General features: G+C 52.7%; 17 protein-coding genes, 2 tRNA genes and 1 riboswitch. Of the genes, 14 read left to right on the top strand and 5 right to left on the bottom strand.

Annotated features, from left to right (window positions below):
* Positions 1-13 precede the first annotated feature (13 nt).
* Positions 14-547 carry a putative ABC transporter permease gene (locus ACML7B_RS09035; protein WP_418540751.1) on the top strand — a complete coding sequence of 178 codons (534 nt, stop codon included), beginning with the start codon at positions 14-16 and terminating at the stop codon, positions 545-547.
* Positions 548-713: 166 nt separating this feature from the next.
* The gene (locus ACML7B_RS09030; protein WP_418540748.1) at positions 714-3,200 is read left to right on the top strand and encodes a leucine-rich repeat protein; all 2,487 of its coding nucleotides are present in this window, start codon (positions 714-716) and stop codon (positions 3,198-3,200) included.
* 52 nt (positions 3,201-3,252) lie between these two features.
* On the opposite strand, the gene dpaL is transcribed toward ACML7B_RS09030, so the two are convergent.
* From dpaL to thiW, 4 genes are all read right to left on the bottom strand, one after another.
* A complete protein-coding gene (dpaL, locus tag ACML7B_RS09025; protein ID WP_418540747.1) occupies positions 3,253-4,443 on the bottom strand; it encodes a diaminopropionate ammonia-lyase in 1,191 nt (396 codons plus the stop codon).
* Positions 4,434-6,113, bottom strand: a complete 1,680-nt coding sequence (locus ACML7B_RS09020; RefSeq protein WP_418540745.1) for a glycoside hydrolase family 13 protein — start codon at positions 6,111-6,113, stop codon at positions 4,434-4,436. The genes dpaL and ACML7B_RS09020 overlap by 10 nt, the downstream gene beginning before the upstream one ends.
* Before the next feature lie 136 nt (positions 6,114-6,249).
* Positions 6,250-7,560 (bottom strand): phosphomethylpyrimidine synthase ThiC, encoded by a 1,311-nt coding sequence (thiC, locus tag ACML7B_RS09015; protein WP_418540742.1) that lies wholly within the window; start codon positions 7,558-7,560, stop codon positions 6,250-6,252.
* Between the two features lie 204 nt (positions 7,561-7,764).
* Positions 7,765-8,271: an energy coupling factor transporter S component ThiW gene (thiW, locus tag ACML7B_RS09010; protein ID WP_418540740.1), complete on the bottom strand. Its 507-nt coding sequence runs from the start codon at positions 8,269-8,271 to the stop codon at positions 7,765-7,767.
* 142 nt (positions 8,272-8,413) lie between these two features.
* A riboswitch (TPP riboswitch) is annotated at positions 8,414-8,524 on the bottom strand.
* 218 nt (positions 8,525-8,742) lie between these two features.
* On the opposite strand from thiW, the gene ACML7B_RS09005 reads away from it, so the two are divergent.
* The 10 genes from ACML7B_RS09005 (at position 8,743) to ytvI (ending at position 19,078) form a co-directional block, all read left to right on the top strand.
* Positions 8,743-9,624, top strand: a complete 882-nt coding sequence (locus ACML7B_RS09005; protein WP_418540739.1) for a carbohydrate ABC transporter permease — start codon at positions 8,743-8,745, stop codon at positions 9,622-9,624.
* A 15-nt stretch (positions 9,625-9,639) separates the two neighbouring features.
* Positions 9,640-10,476: a carbohydrate ABC transporter permease gene (locus ACML7B_RS09000; protein ID WP_418540738.1), complete on the top strand. Its 837-nt coding sequence runs from the start codon at positions 9,640-9,642 to the stop codon at positions 10,474-10,476.
* Between the two features lie 18 nt (positions 10,477-10,494).
* Entirely contained in the window at positions 10,495-11,580 is a 1,086-nt protein-coding gene (locus ACML7B_RS08995; protein WP_418540736.1) for an ABC transporter ATP-binding protein, read from the top strand.
* Positions 11,581-11,797: 217 nt separating this feature from the next.
* A complete protein-coding gene (locus tag ACML7B_RS08990; protein WP_418540733.1) occupies positions 11,798-12,616 on the top strand; it encodes a MurR/RpiR family transcriptional regulator in 819 nt (272 codons plus the stop codon).
* Positions 12,617-12,787: 171 nt separating this feature from the next.
* Complete coding sequence (locus ACML7B_RS08985; RefSeq protein ID WP_418540732.1) at positions 12,788-14,101, top strand: ABC transporter substrate-binding protein; 1,314 nt, start codon at positions 12,788-12,790, stop codon at positions 14,099-14,101.
* A 3-nt stretch (positions 14,102-14,104) separates the two neighbouring features.
* Positions 14,105-15,256: an alkaline phosphatase family protein gene (locus tag ACML7B_RS08980; RefSeq protein WP_418540729.1), complete on the top strand. Its 1,152-nt coding sequence runs from the start codon at positions 14,105-14,107 to the stop codon at positions 15,254-15,256.
* A 3-nt stretch (positions 15,257-15,259) separates the two neighbouring features.
* A complete protein-coding gene (locus ACML7B_RS08975; RefSeq protein WP_418540728.1) occupies positions 15,260-15,994 on the top strand; it encodes an HAD hydrolase-like protein in 735 nt (244 codons plus the stop codon).
* 15 nt (positions 15,995-16,009) lie between these two features.
* Positions 16,010-16,960 carry a sugar phosphate isomerase/epimerase family protein gene (locus ACML7B_RS08970; protein WP_418540727.1) on the top strand — a complete coding sequence of 317 codons (951 nt, stop codon included), beginning with the start codon at positions 16,010-16,012 and terminating at the stop codon, positions 16,958-16,960.
* Between the two features lie 9 nt (positions 16,961-16,969).
* Positions 16,970-17,902 carry an NAD(P)-dependent oxidoreductase gene (locus ACML7B_RS08965; protein WP_418540726.1) on the top strand — a complete coding sequence of 311 codons (933 nt, stop codon included), beginning with the start codon at positions 16,970-16,972 and terminating at the stop codon, positions 17,900-17,902.
* Positions 17,903-17,995: 93 nt separating this feature from the next.
* Positions 17,996-19,078 (top strand): sporulation integral membrane protein YtvI, encoded by a 1,083-nt coding sequence (ytvI, locus tag ACML7B_RS08960; RefSeq protein WP_346707274.1) that lies wholly within the window; start codon positions 17,996-17,998, stop codon positions 19,076-19,078.
* On the opposite strand, the gene ACML7B_RS08955 is transcribed toward ytvI, so the two are convergent.
* Entirely contained in the window at positions 19,056-21,236 is a 2,181-nt protein-coding gene (locus tag ACML7B_RS08955) for a DNA topoisomerase III (protein WP_418540724.1), read from the bottom strand. The genes ytvI and ACML7B_RS08955 overlap by 23 nt on opposite strands.
* Before the next feature lie 154 nt (positions 21,237-21,390).
* Here ACML7B_RS08955 and ACML7B_RS08950 point away from each other — a divergent pair.
* Together ACML7B_RS08950 and ACML7B_RS08945 are read left to right on the top strand one after the other, a co-directional pair.
* Positions 21,391-21,462 (top strand) — tRNA-Glu (locus ACML7B_RS08950).
* Between the two features lie 3 nt (positions 21,463-21,465).
* Positions 21,466-21,537, top strand: a tRNA-Cys gene (locus ACML7B_RS08945).
* Positions 21,538-21,760 lie beyond the last annotated feature (223 nt).

Below are 21,760 nucleotides of genomic sequence, written 5' to 3'. Positions count from 1 at the left end.
GGAAACAGGAGAGATGAAGCGAAAAGCAGAGGAATACTTCTTTTATTTTATGCTTTATTCCGTGATCGGCTGGATCTATGAAGTATTCCTGGAAGTGGTGGTGTACCGCTGGGGATTCTCCAACCGGGGAGCGCTTTTTGGCCCTTACTGTATCATTTACGGAGTGGGGGCGCTGATCCTGATCTTCTCCCTTAGCGGCCTCAAGAAACAGCGGATCACAGTAGGGAAGCTTAATATCACGCCGGTTCTGGTGTTCCTGGGGATCGTGGTGATCACCACGGTGGTGGAGCTGATCGGAAGCTATATCATGGAGGCGGCCACCGGGGAATGGATGTGGGATTACCGGAGATTCGCCTTTAATTTCCAGGGGCGGATCGCACTGAATCCCAGTATCCGGTTCGGTATTGGGGGGATGGTCTTCCTCTACGTGCTGCAGCCGTTGTTTGAGCGGCTGGCAGGCAAAATGAAGCCCAGGACATTTGACATTGTGACCGGGATCCTGGCGGCAGTGTTCCTGGTGGATGTAGTAGTATTCTTTTTGAAATGAATGAAAGGGCTGGCGGGAATCATTCCCGCCGGTTTCTTTTTCGGAACAGGGGGGACTTTACCGGGATTTAAAAGGAAGTTTGCAGAAGGATGACCGGAACTTAATACTCCTTCGTTATGATTGTCTGACAGACGGATTGAGCATACATGAAGGAGGTTAAGACAATATGATACGGAAAAGGATCATTGGATGGATGAAGAGAGGGGCATGTATCAGCCTGGCAGCGGTAATCCTGTCGGCAGCGGCAGTCCCGTCAGCGGGGACGTTGGTATTTGCCCAGGAAGATACTGCCGGGGTTGTGGTTTCTGAGGAAGAGACGATCACGGAGGAAGAGAATGAAGAAAACCGGAAGAAAGATGACGCACAGCAGAAAGAAGAAACAGAATCCGGCGCTACTGCGGTGAAAGAAAAGATTTCCCGGGATCCGCAGGTGAGAGCAGATGTTATCTATCCGGATAGATTTTCTCTGAATAAATCCCAGCAGACACTGACGGAAGGCGCAACCTTCCAGCTGAAAGCCGACGGATTTTCCGCAAATGCCACAAACAAAGAGCTTACATGGACCACCAGTGATCCAGATGTGGCGACCGTGGATGAGAACGGTCTGGTGACTGCGGTGGGCGCAGGGACCGCGGTGATCACTGCCACATCGGTAGGGAAAAATGAAGGGCAGGCGGCTCCTGCCAGCGATTCCTGTACATTTACAGTTGAAGGCGTGGAAGACGTATATGAATATGAAGTGAATGGAAACGCGGTAACCATTACCGGGTATAATGGGGCGGGAGGGGAAGTTGAGATCCCTGCCACCATTGATGGGAAGCCAGTGACAGAGCTTGGTACATACAGTTTTTGGCTGGATGATAACATTACAAGTGTGGTGATCCCGGAGGGGGTTACCACAATCGGGAAGCAGGCGTTTAACGGAGATGACAATCTGGCTTCCGTTACTCTACCGTCAACGCTGAGGACGATTGGAGAGCGTGCATTTTACAGCACAGCGATCCAGGACATTGTGATCCCAGAGGGTGTGACATCTATTGCAAAGGAAGCATTTAAAGACTGCGATCAGCTTGCGGATGTAACGCTTCCCTCAACATTGAAAACGGTAGGAGCCAATGCTTTTAATGGTTGTACTTCTTTGCAAGAGGCACAGGTCCTGCTCCCCGATAATATTACTTCTTTGGGTTTATCTGCATTTGGCGATGTGGGTAAGAGAATCCCGCTTTTGGTTGTTAATGGGACTACGACATTAAAGACGCTGGAGGGAATGCCAGGTAAGTTTGAGTATACCGTTATTGACCGGTATCCGGAATCCATCACGTTAGACAATTCCCAGCTGAAACTTGTTAAAGGTGAGGAAGGAACGCTTGCAGTGAAAGAGTTCACCGGCAATCCCACCAATAAAGATGTCACCTGGGAAAGCGACAATGAAGAGGTTGCCACGGTAGATGAAAATGGAATAGTCACCGCTGCAAGTGAAGGGACTGCTGTGATCACAGCCACCTGCGCCGGGGCAAATGCGGGACAGGAAGGGCCTGCGACCGCCCAGTGCACAGTCAAGGTTGTGAATAAGGAAGGCGCCTTCCTCTACACCACCAATGCAGAGGGTATTACGGTTGAGGGTTATACCGGCGCGGTTATGATGCTTACGGTTCCGGACGAGATCGCAGGCAAGCCGGTGACAGCAGTGGCAGACGGTGCATTTTCCGATTGCAAATACATCGCCGACCTCACCCTGCCGGATACGATCACTTCCGTAGGAGAGAACGCTTTTGAGCAGGTAACCAATCTTGTGGCCAGAAAGGGAACGGAAACCGCCGATGCGCTGGAAAAGGCAGGACTTGCGTATCTGGCGAAGGTGACGGTAACGCTGACAACGGAATATTATAACCGGGACGGAAGCCTCAGTGATACGAAAGGTGGAACCAGCACCTATACCCGCCGCGAGGGAAATAAGATCGATATGGGAACCGCGATAACCAGCCGTGGATGGATCCAGGAGAAGAAGACGGTTACCGGGATGACGGATACAGATCCTGCGTTATATGGAGTGGAAGGTATCGCAGGAGAGGAAGACATTGTGATCAAATTTGTATGGCGGGAAGACAATCTTGGACCGGAGGGCAAAGGAGACAAGATCCCGGATCAGTATCAGATGGAGGCTTCATTTGAAGTGAAAAACGGTACCTGGGATGACGGGACTTCTGAGCTTGTGGAGAGACTTGTGACCCTGCGGGATGAAAACGGCGATCCGGCGGCAGAGGGTACGATCGAGGCGGACGCTCCGGCTGTGGGACAGGCCCCGGCAGAAGGATATGAGGCGGGAAGCTGGTCTCCGGATATCACAGAGAAAAGGACCATCGCGGATGAAAGGACCACCTTTGTATATTCCTATGCGGAAAAAGGAGAGGTGAAGCCGGATCCGGAGGAACCAGAGGAAGATACACCGGGCGAAGATAATCCAAGAACAGACAACCCGGACAAAGATACGGATAAAAACAAGGAGGACAAGGATTCCGCTGACAATCAGAAGAGTAACGGAGAGGTGCAGACAGGGGATACGTCTCCGGTAGGAGCAGCGGCAGGACTTCTTCTGGTGTCCGGCGGAGTGATCATTGGGACAGAAGCGTTAAGACGGAGAAAAAACGATTAGTGTAAGCCGGAGAACGGCAGGTTGGAGAACAGGTAGAAAAAAGGCCGGTGGATCATAGTTCCACCGGCCCTTTTGTCAGGATCTTCTGATAGTTTTCCCGATCTGTGGCGCCCTCTGTGGAGACGCACAGGATGTGGGAATGTTCATTGATCCCCATGGCGTTTTTCAGATTTTCTAATTTCTTATCCGTCAGAAGGGCGGTGACAAATCCCATGGAAGCGGCGCCGCTCTCGCCGGAGATGATCTTTGGATCACTGCCAAGAGGATTTCCCAGTATGCGCATACCCAGGGCGGCTACATCGTCGGACATGGAGACAAAGTAATCTGCTTTTTGCCGCAGTACCTCCCAGCCGATGGTGCAGGGTTCTCCGCAGCAAAGGCCCGCCATCATGGAGTCCATGTCGCCGGTGACCGGATGAAGTTTCCCGTCATTTGCCCGGGCGGTGCGGTAGAGACAGTCGGCTTTGTCCGGCTCTACAATGGTGATCACCGGATTGGTTTCCGGGACACAGGAGAAGAATCCGGCGGCGCTTCCGGCGAAGGCCCCTACCCCTGCCTGCAGGAAGAGGTGGGTGGGAGTGATTCCATTTAGCTGCTCCCAGGCTTCCAGGGACAGGGTCAGGTACCCTTCCATGATCCAGCGGGGGATGTCTTCGTAGCCTTCCCAGGCGGTGTCCTGGACCATGATCCAGCCGTTTTCCTCAGCCTTCTGGTTGGCCAGGCGCACAGCGTCATCGTAATTGAGATCCGTGATCTGGGCCTTCGCTCCCGCCCGGCGGATATTTTCCAGACGCTCCTGGGCGCTTCCCTTGGGCATGTAGACTACGCTCTGGTGTCCCAGCCGGCTGGCAGTCCAGGCCACGCCCCGGCCGTGGTTGCCGTCAGTGGCGGTGACGAAGGTCAGCGTGCCGGTCTTGTCGTGGATCTCCCTGGAGGTGAGAAGTTCATAGGAGAGGTCTTCTGCAGGGATATCCAGCAGTTCGCCAAGCTTACGGGCGATGGAGTAGCTGCCGCCCAGGACTTTGAAGGCGTCAAGGCCAAAGCGGTAACTTTCATCCTTCACATGGATGGAGGCCACGCCGGTTTTAGCCGCCAGAGAAGGGAGGCTTACAAGGGGCGTGGGGGCGTACTCCGGGATACTGCTGTGGAACCGGTGGGCAGCCTGGGCGCAGGCCAGATCGAAAGGATCCGGTGTTACAGATTCCTGGGGTGAATGCGGCAGATGAACATAATTTACAGACATAATGATTCTCCGTTACTTTTGCGATAAACGATTGCTTCATAGGGGCGAAGGTCGGCGGAAGGATCGGGATAATTGCCGATCACAGGTTCCATTTCTCCCGGGCGCCAGCCTTCCGGAAGGGAAAAGGCGCGGGGCTTTGAGGAAAAATTGCAGATGACCAGCAGCGCTTCTTCATCTAGGGTCCGGGTGTAGACATAGAGGTCCGGATCTTCCGGGAGGAGCAGGTCATAGCTTCCGTAGACCATGACGGGAAGGCTTTTGCGCAGGCGGATCAGCTTCTGATAATAATGGAAGACAGAGTCCTCCCGGGCCAGCTGCTCCCTGGCGTTGATTTCCCGGTAATTGGGATTTATCATGATCCAGGGATTTCCGGTGGTGAAGCCGGCGTTAGCGTCGTCGCTCCACTGGAATGGCGTGCGGGCATTGTCTCGGCTTTTCTTTCGCAGGCGGCAGAGCATTTCCTCTTTGGTAAAGACGCCCTGGCCGGTGAGTTCGTGGTAGGCATTGATACTATCCAGGTCCCGGAAGTCGGAGATGTCCCGGAAAGGCGCGTTGGTCATGCCCAGTTCTTCCCCCTGGTAGATATAGGGCGTGCCCTGCATAAAGTGGAGGCAGGTGGCCAGCATTTTCGCGGAAGCCTCCCGGTAAGGGCCGTCGTCACCAAACCGGGAGACAGACCGGGGCTGGTCGTGGTTTTCCCAGAACAGGCTGTTCCAGGCCACCGTATCCAGTCCTTTCTGCCATTTGGTGAGGATGGCTTTCAGATCCCGCAGATCGAAGCGGCGGTCCGTCCATTTGTTGGAGCCGTCGGCGTCCACGTCCATGTGCTCGAACTGGAAGACCATATTCAGCTCCCGCCCGTCGCTGCGGGCATATTTTCTGGCTTCCTCCAGGGTGACCCCGGAACATTCCCCCACCGTCAGGGTGTCGTGGCCGTCCAGAACCTCCCGGCGCATTTCCTGAAGATATTCGTGGACCCGGGGGCCGTTGGCAGTTTCGTTGAAGCTGGCGTATCCGTTGATCCCTGGAGTTCCGTCGGGGAAGGCGGGATCCTTGGAGATCAGGCTTATCACGTCCATGCGGAATCCATCCACGCCCTTGTCCAGCCACCAGTCCATCATGGCGAAGACATCCCGGCGGACGGCTGGATTTTCCCAGTTCAGGTCCGGCTGCTTCCGGGAGAAGAGGTGGAGATAATACATATCCGTGGTCCGGTCATATTCCCAGGCAGAGCCGGAGAAGCAGGAACCCCAGTTGTTGGGGGCTTTCCCGTCTCTGGCAGGCCGCCAGATATAGTAGTCCCGGTAAGGGTTGTCCCGGGAACTGCGGCTTTCCAGGAACCAGGGGTGCTCGTCGGAAGTGTGGTTCACCACCAGATCCATGACCAGGCGCAGACCCCGTCGGTGCATTTCGTCAAGGAGGTGGTCAAAGTCCTCCATGGTCCCGAATTCTTTCATGATCGCCTGATAGTCACTGATGTCGTACCCATTGTCATCGTTGGGCGACTGATAGACCGGCGAGAGCCAGATCACGTCCACGCCCAGTTCCTTCAGATAATCCAGTTTTTCCGTGATCCCGTTCAGATCCCCGATCCCGTCTCCGTTGCTGTCCCTGAAGCTGCGGGGGTAGATCTGATAGACCACACATTCCTTCCACCATACCCGTTCCATGACAGATCCTTCCTTCCCTACTGATTTCATTGGCATATTGACGAAAATTATTTTACAGGATTTCCGGGCGTAATTCAATTTGGGACGTGGTATTTTTAAAAATACCACGTCCCAGATTGAAAATACCCTGTCCCTTTTATAAAATATCGATATATTCCCCGGCCAGCGCTTTATTCATACTGCGCACTGCGCAGAATTTTCCGCACATGCTGCAGGTGTCGCTGTGGTCGTCCTCGGGGCTTCTGCTGTCCCGGATGGCCTTGGCGGTCTCCGGATCCAGAGCGCAGGCAAACTGAGCATCCCAGTCCAGATTGCGCCGGGCTTCGGCCATCTGGTCATCAATGTCCCGGGCGCCGGGGATTCCCTTGGCGATGTCGGCTGCGTGAGCCGCGATCTTGGAAGCGATGATCCCCTGTTTTACATCTTCCACGTTGGGGAGCGCCAGGTGTTCTGCCGGTGTGACGTAGCACAGGAAAGCCGCGCCGCTCATGGCAGCCACCGCGCCGCCGATAGCGCCGGTGATATGGTCATAGCCGGGAGCGATATCAGTGACCAGCGGTCCCAGCACATAGAAGGGCGCGCCCATACACAGGCTTTTCTGCACTTCCATATTAGCAGCCACCTGGTTGAGGGGCACATGCCCCGGTCCTTCCACCATCACCTGTACGTTGTGGTCCCAGGCCCGCTTGGTAAGTTCGCCCAGGCGCACCAGTTCTTCGATCTGGCATACGTCGGTGGCGTCCGCCAGACATCCGGGCCGGCAGGCGTCTCCCAGAGAGATGGTCACATCGTATTCTTCACAGATCTCCAGGATCTGATCAAAATATTCATAGAAGGGATTCTCTTCCCCTGTCATACTCATCCAGGCAAAAACCAGGCTTCCGCCCCGGCTTACAATATTCATTTTCCGTTTGTGCTTCCGGATCTGCTCGATGGTCTTGCGGGTGATGCCGCAATGGAGCGTGACAAAATCCACCCCGTCCTCAGCGTGCAGCCGGATCACATCGATGAAATCCTGGGCAGTCAGAGTAGCCAGGTCTCTCTGATAATGAATGACACTGTCATAGACAGGGACGGTTCCGATCATCACCGGGCATTCCCGGGTCAGTTTCTGGCGGAAGGGCTGTGTATTGCCGTGGCTGGAGAGGTCCATAATGGCCTCTGCGCCTAAGTTTACCGCGCTCATAACCTTTTCCATCTCAATATCATAGTCCTTGCAGTCCCGGGATACCCCCAGGTTCACATTGATTTTCGTGCGCAGCATACTTCCGATCCCCTCCGGGTCCAGACAGGTATGCTTTTTGTTGGCGCAGATCACCACTTTTCCTTCAGCCACAAGGGCCATCAGCTTTTCTTCCGGAAAATGTTCTTTTTCCGCCACCGTTTTCATTTCCGGTGTCAGGATTCCTTTTCTTGCCGCATCCATCTGGGTTGTGTAGTTTCTCATTTTGTCCTGCCTCCTTATAATATGGAAAATATATTTTGCGTCAGCAGAACCACCGGGCAGCGTAAGAGACTACGCTTCCCAGATCCGATGCTGACGCCTTCACCCTGTGCTTTTTGTGAACAGGTGATCGCCGCGGCAAAGCGCTGCGGCTTTTCTATAGCGGCAGAAAGTGGTGTCCCCGGCCTGCCGCTTGTTTCTCGCGTTTTACGCTGTTTTTAACTGATTCAAAACCCCGCCTTTGGACAATACTGTGATCAGTACAAAGGCCAGGATACTTCCTGCTACCGTGGAGATCAGGAAGGGAACTACATAGACAAACAGTCCTGCCGGACCTGCCCCCATCAGGAATTCCGCTACCGGATACGCAGCGATCCCGCCCAGGATACCGGTGCCAAGCGCTTCGGCCACGCAGGTGGGAGCAAGCTTCTTCCATTTGGCATAAACCATGCCGCAGCAGAAGGCTCCGATCATACTGCCCGGGAAGGCCATCAGACTGCCGATCCCAAGGATATTGCGCAGAAGACTTGCGCAGAAGGCAACGCCTACGCCCCAGCCAGGGCCTAACGTAACGGCGGCCAGGATGTTGACCATGTGCTGTACCGGCGCGCACTGGCTGCCGGCTACCGGGAAGCTGATCATACTTCCCACTGTGGCCAGAGCGGTGAGGACACCGGCCATGGCCAGTTTCTTGGTTGTCATTTTCTGTGTCATGTTACATACGACTCCTTTCTCTTGATCAGAAATGATGATCAGGAATCATGCCGATACCGGAGGCCGCCCGTGAAATGCCCGAGGATCTTAATTTGAGCCCCGGGGAATAAAAAAAGGAAGATGCGCAGGGCATCTTCCGCAATGTACTCCGGTATCTTCTCCCTACGTTGGCATTATCCAAATCAGGTTAGCGGGTCGAAGCGGGAATGCGCTTCCTCTCAGCCGACTCCTGCCAGCTCCCCGTATTGTAGTGCCCGATGGGCACAAATCCATTATAAGCACAAGAATAAAATTTTGCAAGAGTTAAAAAGGGACAGGGTATTTTCAATCTGGGACGTGGTATTTTTAAAAATACCACGTCCCCAATTGAATTTACCAACATTTAATCTTTCCATTAAAAACCGTTAATCAACCGCTGTTATCGTATAAATAGTCTTGTCAAGGTTGAGTAATTATGGAAGGAACGATACTATGACGAAAAAAATCCGATTAAAGAAAATAGGAACGGTCAGTGCATTCATCCTTCCGGCGATGATCCCGCTGATCGTTTTCTGGATCTATCCGATTCTTCGAACGGTATACATCAGTTTTACCGACTGGGATTATATGATGCCGGAGTATAATTTTGTGGGCTTTGAGAATTTTATCAACCTGTTTCATGACAGCAGGTTCTATGATGCCCTGTGGAATACTGTGGTGTTCTGTCTGGGAACGCTGATCCCCACCATCGTACTGGGGCTTATGCTGGCACTTCTCATGCAGAAGGCGTTTAAGGGGAATGGGATTGTAAAATTTATCTTATTTTCGCCCTGGATCACGCCGACGGTAGCAATTTCTATTGTGTGGGTGTGGATCTATGACCCGGATACCGGAATCGCCAATGCGATCCTCAATTTTCTCCATCTTCCGGGGTTGGAGTGGATCAACAGTTCAGACACGGCCATGTTTGCAGTGATTCTGGTAACGGTGTGGAAGAGTCTTGGTTATGCGATGATCTTCTATCTGTCGGCGCTTGAGAAGGTGCCGGAAGAACTTTATGAAGCCAGTGCCCTGGACGGCGCCAGGGGATGGCAGCGGTTCAGGGATGTTACGTTGCCTGGGGTGTCTCCCACCACTTTTTTCCTGTCTATCATCACCATGGTCAATTCCCTGCAGGCCTACGACCAGATCCAGATCCTGACCCAGGGCGGGCCGTCAGGAAGTACCAGGACGCTTCTGTATATGTATTATCAGCTTGGGTTCGAGGAGTTTGATATGGGACAGGCCACGGCAGTGGCAATTGTTCTGATCCTGATCACCATTGTGCTCTCAGCAGTACAGTTTACTGCATCCAAGAGATGGGTCCACTATTAGAAAGGAGGATGTGTGATGAGTATTGGAAAAGGAATCAGAATGGGAGGAAAAGCCGTTATACTTATTATCTTCAGTGTGTTCACCATCTTCCCCTTTATCTGGATGATCATCAGTGCGTTGAAAACCAAACAAGAGATCATGGATGTGAGCAGCTTTTTCCCGGAGACTTTTCAGTGGCAGAATTTTGTCAGTGTGTTTACCGATTCGCCGCTGATGCGCTATGTGGGGAACAGTTTGTATATCTCGGTTTTTACTCTTCTGATCCAGATCATTACCGGCGCCATGATCGCGTATGCCATCGTATTTCTCGCTTTTAAGGGGAGGGGCGTCTTGTTCGGGATCATTATGTGTACTTATATGGTGCCCACGGCGGCTACTTACATTCCCAGTTATATTATTCTGTCGGATATGAAGCTTCTGGATACATTTACCGGTCTGATCATCTCCAACTGCGTCAGCATTTTCGGGATTTTCCTGCTGCGCCAGGCGTTCATGCAGGTGCCAAAAGGTCTGGTGGAGGCGGCCAGGATCGATGGCGGAAGCCACTGGAAGATCTTGTGGAAAGTAGTATGCCCGATCACAAAATCGTCATTTATCACCTTTGGTCTGATGAATTTTATCAGTTGTTACAACAATTACATGTGGCCATCCCTGATCACGGACTCCGATTCCAAGATGATGGTATCCCAGGGACTTCGGAAATTTTTCATTGAGGGTGGAGCTTACGGAACAGAATGGGCGCTGGTTATGGCAGGAAGCACGTTGATCGTGCTGCCGCTTTTGATCCTTTTTGCCTTTACCCAGAAATGGTTTATCAGCGGAATCGGCGGAGATACCGGCATGAAGGGCTAGGAGAAGGAGGGCGCATCAGTGAACGAAATACAGTTAAAGCATGTATATAAAGAATATGAAAATGGATTTCAGGCGGTGAAAGATTTTAATCTTGAGATTGAGGAAAAGGAATTTGTTATCTTTGTCGGTCCCTCCGGCTGCGGGAAATCCACCACGCTGCGGATGATCGCGGGGCTGGAAGAGGTGTCCCAGGGCGAACTTTGTATGGACGGTAAAGTGATCAACAAAGTACAGCCCTGCGACCGGGATATGGCCATGGTGTTCCAGAATTACGCCCTGTATCCTCATATGTCCGTGTGGGAAAATATGGCTTACAGCCTGAAGATCCGCAAGGTACCGAAGAAGGAGCGCCGCAGGAAGGCAGAGGAGGTGGCGAAGATCCTGGATCTTACAGAAGTGCTGGACCGCAAGCCGGGGGAATTGTCCGGCGGGCAGAAACAGCGGGTGGCGATTGGACGTGCCATTATCCGTAAGCCCAGAGTGTTCCTGATGGATGAGCCGCTGTCCAACCTGGATGCCAAGTTAAGGACCCAGATGCGGGCTGAGATCCTGAAGCTGTACCGGCAGCTGGATTCTACCTTCATCTATGTGACTCATGACCAGACAGAAGCCATGACGCTGGGGACCAAGATCGTGGTACTCAAGGAGGGGGAGATCCAGCAGGTGGCGTCGCCGAGGGAACTTTATGATGAGCCGGCCAATACATTTGTGGCAGGATTCATTGGGATGCCCCAGATGAACTTCTTCCATGGGAAATGTATGGTGGATGAGGCAGGGCAGGTGTGTCTGAAGATCGACGACCGGATATTTCCCGTTACAGCAGAGACGGCAAAACGGATGGAAGAGAAAAACCGTATCGGGGAGGAAGTGATCGTGGGCGTGCGCCCGGAGGACATGGTCCTGGATCCGGACGGGATTGCCAGCAGCGTGCGGGTCAGTGAGAATCTGGGAGCTACCCGGTATCTGTATCTGGCTTACGGGAAGAAGGACGTGGCGGTCAGGGTTCCTGCGGACAGTACGGTCAAAAGAGGAGACGATGTGAATTTTTCTTTCCGTATGGATAAGGTACATGTTTTTGACGCCTATACACGGAAGCGGGTCTAGAGAGGGGAGCGAAGGAAAACGGGAGGCTGAACACGGGGAACTGGGTTCAGTCTTCTTGCTTTTTGCGCCGATGGAAAAGAAAAAGTAAAGAAATGTAAAGACCAGATTAAGAAAAAGGAGTCCGGTGGCTGACGGCGCGAGGAAAATTCCAGGAGTTGCGCGCAAAAGCCCGGCTTATGGAAAACAAATCTTACAGGAAACGGAGCAATGCTACAGAATGGAAAAGGGATGGAAAACAGATCTGCAGATGGAATTAGCCAATCTTCCCCGTCAGGAGAAGAAGGCGGCCAGATATCTGCTGGAACAGGAAGAACAGATTGAGACCATGACGCTTCGTCAGTGTGCGGCGGGCGCAGGGATCGGACAGCCGACGGTAGTACGGCTGGTACATCGGCTGGGGTATGAGAGTTGGAAACAGTTCCGCGATGAGGTGCTCAAACAGTGGGGAGAGGGGACGCTGATCCGGAAGGAAGAGAAGATGCGTGGAGCGATCCCGACAGACAGCCTCAGGCAGGATGTGGAGTTGCTGCGGGAAATGGCGGAAGGAATTGACAGAGAAACGTTTCGAGAGGTGATCCGGCTGCTGGGAAGAGCCGGGTCTGTAGATATTTACGGGGTGGAGAGATCGGCCTTTGTGGCGGGAGAACTGGCGTGCCGACTTCTGCATATGGGGATTCCCGGCAGGATTTATACGGATCTGTTCCTGCAGAAGGTAAGCGCAGAGTATCTGAATGAACAGAGCGTAGTCATCGTCATCTCTCAGTCCGCCGTCACAAGAGTGATCGTGGAAGCAGTCCAGACGGCCAGATCAGCCGGAGCCAGGATAATAGGGATACTGGGAAGGAAAGACGGTCCGGTGGCCCGCTGCTGCGACCATGTTTTTGTCACGCCGTCTGTTTCCTTTGAAGGCGGGGAAAAGGCGGCGTCCAGGATCGCGCAGATCGGACTGGTAGATCTTTTGTGTGAGGGGCTGATCCGGAGCGATGAGAAGCGGTTCCGGGAAAATATCCGCAAGTCGCGGGAAAAGTTCATATAAGCCGGGAAACGGAGCAGCGCTCCACCTGAAAAGAAGCAGGTTTTAGCTTTACAGAATTTTAAAAATGCCTTGAAGATTATTTGATAAACCGTATGTAAGATAAAAAGCGCAGACGAAAGACAAGACAAAAAGCAAGTATGTATGAAAAGAGATGAAAGGAGTAAAAAAGATATGAAATTTAAAAGACTGATTTCCTGCGGACTCATCGGAGTTATGGCGTTGTCCCTGCTGGCAGGCTGCGGCGGATCGGATGAGGCCGAGACTACCACAACAGAGGACGGAAAGATCCAGATCGAATATTGGTATTCTGGCGGTAAGACAGCGGTCAATGTGTTGGGAGAGATGATCGAAGAGTTTAATGCTTCCCAGGACGAATATGAGATCGTGGGGACCACGCAGGCAGATTATACAGAGACTTATGAAAAGCTGCAGGCAGGAATCGCCGGGGATAATGCTCCGGATGTAGCCCTGATCGACGTGGATAAGGCGCGAAACCTGTCTGACAAGAACCTGATCGCAGACATTAATCCTTATGTAGAAAAAGATGAGGATTTTGACAGGGAAGATTACATGGACGTGTTCTATGATCAGGGCGTTGACGAGGACGGCAAGCTTTTTGCCTTCCCGGCATACGGGACCACTCAGGTGCTGTACTACAATATCAAGGCCTTTGAGGAGGCTGGAGTTGACCCGGCGTCCATCAAGACCTGGCAGGATCTGGAGGCGGCTGCCCAGAAGATCTACGACACCACAGGCGGAAGCATGGTTGGCTGGGAGCCCATGTGGGGTTATAAAAACCTGGTAGACGCGGTGTTCAGTAACGGCGGGACCCTTTTGAATGAAGACGGAACAGAGGTTATGATCAATTCCCAGGAGTGGGTGGAAGTATGGGAAAGCTTCCGTAAATGGATCCACGATGATCAGATCATGAAGATCCACTCCGGCGGACAGGGATGGGAGTACTGGTACAACACCATTGATGATGTGCTGCAGGATAAGGCCGGCGGATATACCGGTTCTTCCGGAGACCAGGCGGATCTGGACTTCAGTATCGTGGCGGCGCTTGAGCAGCCGGGCTGGGGCGAGAATCCGTCCTATCCGACAGCGGAAGTGCTTCAGAACGTTATGTTGGAAGGTTCTACCGATGAAGAGAAACAGGGCGTTTATGAGTTTATGAAGTTTATGACCACACCGGAGAATCAGGCAAAATGGTCCATGGAAACTGGATATGTAGCAGTTCGTCTCTCTACTCAGGAGGTAGAAGAGTTCAAGGCTTACACCGAAGAGAATCCTCAGGCGCTGGTACCCTTTACTCAGTCTACCCACGCCTCTATCCTGCCGGAAGATCCCACGGGCGGCAAGATCTATGATGCACTGACGATCGCCTGCGATCAGGTGGAGATTGAAAATGTTCCGGCCCAGGAAGCGCTGGACGAGGCTTATGAAACAGCCCAGGCGGCACTGGACGAGGTGAATGGAAACTAGTCTATGAAAGATCAGGTGGTATTGGTATCTCTGGACGGGATGCCGGCGAAGGTTTTTGAAAATGCCTGGAAATATCACAGCTCTGACATTCATGTGCAGGAACTTTGGACCGTATATCCGTCTATCACAGTTCCTGCACATGTGAGTATATTGACCGGAAAAACGCCGCAGGAACATGGGATTATGGAAAATCTGGTCATGGAAGGACCGGGATTTGAAAAGATTTCTCTTTACCGGCCGACAGTGGAGGAAGCCCGGCGTATCATGCCGGAAGATACGGTGGTCCATGAGTTCGCGGCGGCAGGTCTGAAGTGTGCCAGCATTAACTGGCCGCTGGGAGACGGACTTCCGGGAGAGAACTACAGCGAGGAACTGACTACCCATGAGGCGGCGGAAGGTGTCCAGGCAGCTTACGAGAAGGACCAGAGAGCTCTGAAGCTTTTGAAGCAGGAGATGGAAACCGGAGACAAAGATTTTATTGCGGCTCATTTTGAAGAATATGACGGGGCGGCGCATATTTACGGTGTGGAAGGAGAGCGCACAGCGCTGGCCTGCGACCACATGACCGCCTATGCAAAAGAGTTGCTTCGCACGGCAAAAAGCTGTGGCATTGAGAAGCTGCTCTTTTTCTCGGACCATGGAATGTTGGATAAGGAAGAAAATTTCTTTCCCAATATTTACGCGATGGAGCATGGGTTTGAACGGGAGATCCGGGAGGGCAGGATGCTCTTTCTCACCGATGGGAGCGGGTGTATGCAGTTTTTCAGCGACCTTTCGGCGGAGACTGATGAGGCGGTGGTCCGCTGTATGGAAGAGAGCGGAAAGATCCGGAAGGTATCCTGGCTCAAAGACGGTGAGGGGCGTGTTTGTACACAGAATCAGAGAAGCGCGGCGCGCGGACGATTAAGGAGTCCCAGAGCCATCCTGGAGATGAAGAGGGGACTTTGCTCCGAGGACATTATGGGGCGGTCTGAAGAAAAATATCATGATATGCGGGGGCTTCATGGATATGATCCGGAACATGTAAGGCAGATGAATGGATTTTTCCTGGCTTATGATCCGGGGCAAAGGCTTGCGCTGAAAGACGGCGCGCGTCTGGGGATCACCGACATAACATCGATGATCCGAACATTAGTAATGGAAGGAAGGACATAAAAAATGAATCAACAGATCAAACTTGCGGTCTTCGACCTGGCAGGAACTACGGTAAAGGACGATAACGCGGTAAGAGACTGTCTTTATAAGGCGGCAGTACAGTATGACTTAAAGGCAACACCTGATGAGATCGCCAATCTGATGGGAACCAACAAGATACATCTCTATCAGTTCCTGATCGCCAAGAATCAGGGAAGGATCATGGATTTCCGGGGATTTGAGGAAGATATCTTCGAAGACACCTATGAACTGGCCAAAAAGATCTACGACTGTTATGTAGAGATCATGATCGATTATTACCGGCATGACTGCCAGGAGATCGAAGGGGCTTCCAAAGTGTTTGAGTGGTGCCATAAAAATGATATCAAGGTGGCGACAGATACTGGCTTTCACTCTGATGTAAACCAGGCGATCTTTGAATGCCTGGGCTGGACAAGAGACGGACTGGTAGACTGTGCGGTAGATCTGGACATGGTGCCGGAAGGAAAAGGGCGTCCGGCTCCTTTTATGCTGTATCATGCAATGCAGGAGTTGAATATCCAGAATGTGCGCACAGTGATCAAAGTAGGAGATACTCCGGCGGACATGCTGGAAGGATATAATGCCGGCTGCCGCGCGGTGATCGGGGTAACCTCCGGCTCTACGCCGATCACGGCATGGGGGAAATACTGGCATACCCATGTGATCGAGAGTGTCCGGGATCTGCCGGCGCTGATCGAAGAAGGATACATCGTATAAGGAGGAACGCAGAAGATGAGGGAAAGCTGGGAGACTTATATTGATGTGGGGATCGTACTCCCGAAACTGTTTTCCGGGGTCGCGGATGATAAGAATCGGTTCTTTGAAGGGCTGATGACGATCCTTACAGATCCTTTTTTTACCACGGTGGAAGTTTCCTATACACCGGAGGAAGAGATCGTGGAGATGACAAGAGATTACACCCGTCTGGCAGGCGCTCAGGTGGTGTTTAACGGAGGAGATGCGGTTCGCCGTCTGGGGATGGATTTAAGCAGCCTGGATGAAGAGAAGAGGGCAGCTTCCGTGGAATCCGGAAAGCGGCTCATCGACCAGTGTTATCAGGAAAAAGCACGGATCATGCATGTGGTCACCGGGAAATATACCGGCGAAGAAGAAAAAGATGCCATGTTGGCTGCTTTTGAGAAATCCCTGGCGGAGCTGTGCGCTTATGCGGTGGAAGCGGGAGAACAAGAAGAATATGTGCTGACCGTCTCCGTGGAGACCGGGGACCGGTATTATGACCGGCATTATCTTCTGGGACCCACCAATGAGGCGGTGGCCATTGTGAGAAGGGTAAAGGAGAAATATGAAAATGTAGGGATCCTGCTGGACCAGAGTCATTTTCCTGTGATGCGGGAGGATCCGCATAAGGCGCTTTGGCAGGCCAGGGATTACCTGAGTCATGTTCACATCGGGAATTCTTATGTAAAGGATATGGAGAAACCCTATTTTGGTGATAAACATCTGCCTTTTGGAGTGCCGGATTCCGAAGTGGGAGTGGAAGAACTGGCCCGGTTTCTTACGACTTTACGGGAAATAGGATTCTTTGACCGTACGTCAGTAACCCGGAAACCCTTGGTTTCTTTTGAGGTAGGGCCATTTGGCGATGAGCCGGAAGAACTGGTGATCGCCAATATAAAGCGGGTGTTTATCGAAGCCTGGCAGAAGATCAAGTGGAAGGAATAGAGGTAGAAAATGAAGGTACTGATCGTAGGTTATTATACAGAAGATACAGTTTCCCGGATCCGGGAAGTGTTTCCCCGGGAATGGGAAGTGACGGCAGTCCGGCCGGGAGAGGAGAAGGACCATATCCAGGACACAGATATCCTGATCCCGGAGCATATAAAAGTTGACGAAGAGCTCCTTGGCAGGGCGGCCCGGCTGAAACTGGTCCAGACTGGGGCGGGTTACGATAACGTGGATATCGAAGCCTGCACCCGGCATGGAGTGAAGGCGGCCAATGCGGCGGGGGTCAACGCAGATGCGGTGGCGGAACATACCTTTGCCATGATCCTGGGGTATTATAAGAATTTGCCCTTCCTGGACACATTTATGAAACAGCGGCGAGACGAGAAACTGCTCTATTATAATGGAGCGGAACTGAAGGGCAGGACTATCGGGATCATCGGCCTTGGAGCCATCGGAAGACGGGTGGCGGCTTACTGCGATCCTATGGGGATCCATGTGCTGGGATACGATCCCTTTGTGAAGGAATGTGCGGATTATATAACACTGTCTTCACTGGAGGAATTGTTGAAAACTTCAGATATTATTACCGTACATGTATACCTGAACGAAGAGACCAGGCATATGTTTTCCCGGGAGACCTTTGAGAAAATGAAAAACACAGCGCTTCTTGTCAATACTGCCAGGGGCGGCATTGTCTGCCAGGAGGATCTGATCGAAGCTCTGAAGACAGGACAGATCGGCGGGGCCTGTCTGGATGTGTTCGAGGAAGAGCCGCTGCCCGTTGAGAGCGAATTGAGGGATCTTCCCAATGTGATCCTGACGCCGCACACGGCAGGAATGCCAGATGGCCTGAAATTCCATAAAACCAGATATGAATTCTTCCGCAGGAATATTGAGGCAGTGATGGAAGGGAAAGAAGTAGAAAGCAAATTGAATTAATTGTTCTTAAATTGTAGGGGACGTGGTATTTTTAAAAATACCACGTCCCCAACTATTGACACCCACCAGGTCTCTTTTTATAATGAAATCGTTATGGAAAGACAGAGAAAATTTATTATTAATTTTTTATATTTCGCGATCATCCTGGGAGTGGTATTCCTTTTTGTAAGGTTCCTGCTCCCGCTTCTTGCGCCTTTTGTGCTGGGCCTTCTGATCGCCTACGCCCTGCAGAAGCCCACCTGCTTTCTGGCAAGGAAGACGAAGGCGCCCCGGAAGCTGATGGCGGCGCTGATGGTGCTGGTGTTCTATGGAACGGTGGGTGTGCTGGTGGCGCTGGCGAGTATCAAGACCTTTTCCTGGGCGACGCAGATGGTGGTGGAACTGCCTTCCCTGGTACAGATCTACGTGCAGCCGGTGCTGACGCAGCTGTTCCAGGAGCTGGAGCAGGCGGTAATGAAGATGGACCCCACTCTTCTGGAGACGGTAAATTATCTGAGCAACCAGCTTTTGTCCATGCTGGGGGATCTGATGTCCAGCCTGTCCATGTGGAGTATGCAGGCCATCTCCAGTTTTGCGTCTTCCCTTCCTATGCTGTTTTTGAAGCTGCTTCTGATGGTGATCTCAACCTTCTTTATCGCCATGGATTTTGACAAGCTGACGGCTTTCTGTATGCGGCAGCTGGATGAGAAGGGGAAAGAGATCTTCCTGCAGGTGAAGAAATACATGGTGGGTACGCTGTTTGTATGTATCCGTTCCTACGGACTGATCATGTCCATTACGTTCTGCGAACTGCTGCTTGGATTTACCATTATCGGCGTGGAGCCGGCGGTGATCCTGGCGCTTTGTATCGCTATCTTCGATATCCTCCCGGTGCTGGGGACCGGCGGTATCATGATCCCCTGGGCAGTGATCACGGCTCTTCTGGGAGACTATTCGCTGGCGCTGAAGTTATTTGTCCTGTATCTGGTGATCACCATCATCCGGAACATCATTGAGCCGAAAATTGTAGGAAGCCAGCTGGGCCTCCACCCGGTGGTAACGCTGGCCAGCATGTTTGCCGGCGTGCAGCTTGCGGGAGTGGTAGGACTCTTTGGCTTCCCCATTGGTCTTTCCCTTATGAAACATCTGAACGATACCGGAACCATTGAGATCTTTAAGCGTCCGGATCAATCTTAATGCCAGACAGAGCGGCGGCGAAGGAATTGCCCACCGACTCTGTCTGTTGGTTTTTCAGGTAGCGCTGGACGTCCTTTTTGGAGACGCCGGCGCCTTCTTTTTCTCTTCGCTTCTTGAAAGCGGAGAGTTTCTCTTTATATCCGCAGGAGCAGACAAAGGTCTCCTCCTCTCCTTTTTTGATCAGTTCCATTTTCTTATGGCAGTTGGGACAGCGGGCGTTGCTCAGGCGGGCAACCGTCTCCCGGTAGCCGCACTCCCGATCCTGGCATACCAGGAGCCGGGCATTCTTGCCGTTGACAGAGAGCAGTCGCTTCCCGCAGCGGGGGCATTTGGCATTGGTGAGATTGTCGTGGCGGAAGGTCCCTTCGGAAGTCTTGATCTCCCGGATCAGGTCTTTGGTATAAGATTCAATGTCCTGGAGAAATTGCTTTTCCTGGTGCTCGCCTCTGGCGATCCGGGCAAGGCGCATCTCCCAGTCGGCGGTGAGTTCCGGCTTCTTCAGATCCTCCGGCACCAGGGAGAGGAGCTGCTTGCCCTTGGAGGTGACAAAGATCTCCTGGCCCTTTTTCTCGATCAGGAAGGAATGGAACAGCTTCTCGATGATATCCGCCCGGGTGGCCACAGTGCCCAGACCGCCGGTCTCCCCCAGGGTCCTGCGGGCTGCCGCGTCATTGGATTCCATGTATCTGGCCGGGTTTTCCATGGCGGACAGAAGGGTGGCTTCTGTAAATCTGGCCGGTGGTTTTGTCTTTCCGGAAGTCAGATTCACCCGGTCGATGGGAAGGCGGTCCTGGTTTTTCAGCTGCGGAAGATTCTGACTGTCGGTATCGTCATCCTCCAAAGCCGGGCCGTCTTCATAAACGGCCTTCCAGCCGGAAGAAAGGATCCGTTTCCCCCGGGCGGCGAAGGTCTCGCCGGCAGCCTGGGCGGTAAGGGAGGTTTCTTCATATTCACAGGCGGGATACAGGACGCTGATAAAGCGGCGCACCACCAGGTCGTAGATCTTCCGCTCTTCATTGCTCATGTGCTCCAGCTGCACGAACTCTTCCGTGGGGATGATGGCGTGGTGGTCGCTGACCTTCTTGTCGTCCACAAAGGCTTTGCTGCTCCGGATGGGAGCCTTGAGAAGAGCCGGGATATATTTCCGGTAGGGTCCGATGTTGCAGGCGGCCAGCCGTTCTTTCAGAGTGGGGACAATATCGGCGCCGATGTACCGGGAGTCGGTCCGGGGGTAGGTAAGCACCTTGTGGTGTTCGTAGAGCCGCTGCATGATGTTCAGGGTTTCCTTGGCAGAGAAGCCAAACCGCAGATTGGCATCCCGCTGCAGTTCTGTCAGGTCATAGAGCCCTGGGGAAAATGTTTTCCTGGAAGATCTCTGTACGTCTGTGACGGTGAGAGACTGGCCCTTTAGCCGTTGCTCCAGCTCTGTTAGGGGAGCCTTCTGGAAGGTGCGGGTGCTGCCGCCTTTCTTCTGCCGCCAGATCCAGGTGACGCCGCCGGCCAGGCAGGTAAGGCCATAGTATTCCTGGGGACGGAAAGAGCGGATCTCTTCCTCCCGCCGGGCAATGATGGCCAGGGTAGGGGTCTGGACTCTTCCGCAGGAAAGCTGGGCGTTGTACTTGCAGGTGAGGGCACGGGTGGCGTTGATCCCTACCAGCCAGTCGGCCTCGGCCCGGCTCCTTGCCGCGTGATAGAGGGGATCGTACTGGCGGCCCTCCCTTAAGTGGGCGAATCCCTCCCGGATGGCCTTGTCGGTGACGGAAGAGATCCAGAGCCGTTTCATGGGTTTATGGCAGCCGGAACGCTCCAGGATCCAGCGGGCCACCAGTTCTCCTTCTCTTCCCGCGTCAGTGGCGATAATGATCTGGTCCACATCCTTGCGGAAGAGCTGGGCTTTGACGTGGCCGTACTGTTTGGCGGTCTGCCGGATCACCACCAGCTCCCATTTCGCCGGTACCATGGGAAGGTAATCCATTTTCCATTCTTTGAATCTGGGGTCATAAGCCTCCGGGTCGGCAAGAGTGACCAGATGGCCCAGAGCCCAGGTGACGATATATCTGGAACCTTCGATGGCGCCGGGAAGATTCCTGTGGCAGCCAAGGACCCGGGCGATGTCCCGGGCGACAGAAGGTTTCTCCGCTAAAACTAATGCTTTCATGTAATCTCCTCCCTGAAGTTCTTCCTTTCAAGATAGCGGATTCGGGAGCGCTTGTCAATGGAGATAAAAATGCGGGAAAAAGCAAAAAACCCGTTGCAAAGTGGCGGGGAGTGTGATATTATAAACCACGGTCACGCCGAGAGCGGCGTGCTATGGCTCCATGGTCAAGCGGTTAAGACATCGCCCTTTCACGGCGGTAACACGGGTTCGATTCCCGTTGGAGTCATATGGCGCAGTAGCCAAGTGGTAAGGCATGGGTCTGCAACACCCTGATTCACCGGTTCAAATCCGGTCTGCGCCTTCTTAATAAGCCCTGGAAATGATGGTTTCCGGGGCTTTTTCTGTGAGATAGGAGAAAAGAGGCGGCTTGCATGTCAGGTCGTTTTGTGTTACATTCATTTTATCTAATGCTCATGTACGGTAAAGAAGCAAGCAACCGAAAACAATAGATAGACCGCCAGCACTACACTATTCCGAACCAAAGACCAAAAGATAAGCATTTTGAGAAAATCTAAACTTTTGGA

It is taken from the genome of Massilistercora timonensis (assembly GCF_048354975.1).
Taxonomy (GTDB): Bacteria; Bacillota; Clostridia; order Lachnospirales; family Lachnospiraceae; genus Massilistercora; species Massilistercora timonensis.
The sequence above is the reverse complement of the archived record's forward strand: the minus strand, read 5'-3'. Positions and strand labels throughout refer to the sequence as shown.

Bases quoted from the DNA above. Each gene is read 5' to 3' on its own strand.
- thiW (WP_418540740.1), bottom strand. From the start codon at position 8,271: ATGACACAGAAAATGACAACCAAGAAACTGGCCATGGCCGGTGTCCTC.
- ACML7B_RS09035 (WP_418540751.1), top strand. From the start codon at position 14: ATGAAGCGAAAAGCAGAGGAATACTTCTTTTATTTTATGCTTTATTCC.
- ACML7B_RS08985 (WP_418540732.1), top strand. From the start codon at position 12,788: ATGAAATTTAAAAGACTGATTTCCTGCGGACTCATCGGAGTTATGGCG.
- ACML7B_RS09020 (WP_418540745.1), bottom strand. From the start codon at position 6,113: ATGGAACGGGTATGGTGGAAGGAATGTGTGGTCTATCAGATCTACCCC.
- ACML7B_RS08965 (WP_418540726.1), top strand. From the start codon at position 16,970: ATGAAGGTACTGATCGTAGGTTATTATACAGAAGATACAGTTTCCCGG.
- ACML7B_RS08980 (WP_418540729.1), top strand. From the start codon at position 14,105: ATGAAAGATCAGGTGGTATTGGTATCTCTGGACGGGATGCCGGCGAAG.
- thiC (WP_418540742.1), bottom strand. From the start codon at position 7,560: ATGAGAAACTACACAACCCAGATGGATGCGGCAAGAAAAGGAATCCTG.
- ACML7B_RS08970 (WP_418540727.1), top strand. From the start codon at position 16,010: ATGAGGGAAAGCTGGGAGACTTATATTGATGTGGGGATCGTACTCCCG.
- ACML7B_RS09000 (WP_418540738.1), top strand. From the start codon at position 9,640: ATGAGTATTGGAAAAGGAATCAGAATGGGAGGAAAAGCCGTTATACTT.
- ACML7B_RS08990 (WP_418540733.1), top strand. From the start codon at position 11,798: ATGGAAAAGGGATGGAAAACAGATCTGCAGATGGAATTAGCCAATCTT.
- dpaL (WP_418540747.1), bottom strand. From the start codon at position 4,443: ATGTCTGTAAATTATGTTCATCTGCCGCATTCACCCCAGGAATCTGTA.
- ACML7B_RS09030 (WP_418540748.1), top strand. From the start codon at position 714: ATGATACGGAAAAGGATCATTGGATGGATGAAGAGAGGGGCATGTATC.
- ACML7B_RS08975 (WP_418540728.1), top strand. From the start codon at position 15,260: ATGAATCAACAGATCAAACTTGCGGTCTTCGACCTGGCAGGAACTACG.
- ACML7B_RS08955 (WP_418540724.1), bottom strand. From the start codon at position 21,236: ATGAAAGCATTAGTTTTAGCGGAGAAACCTTCTGTCGCCCGGGACATC.
- ytvI (WP_346707274.1), top strand. From the start codon at position 17,996: ATGGAAAGACAGAGAAAATTTATTATTAATTTTTTATATTTCGCGATC.
- ACML7B_RS09005 (WP_418540739.1), top strand. From the start codon at position 8,743: ATGACGAAAAAAATCCGATTAAAGAAAATAGGAACGGTCAGTGCATTC.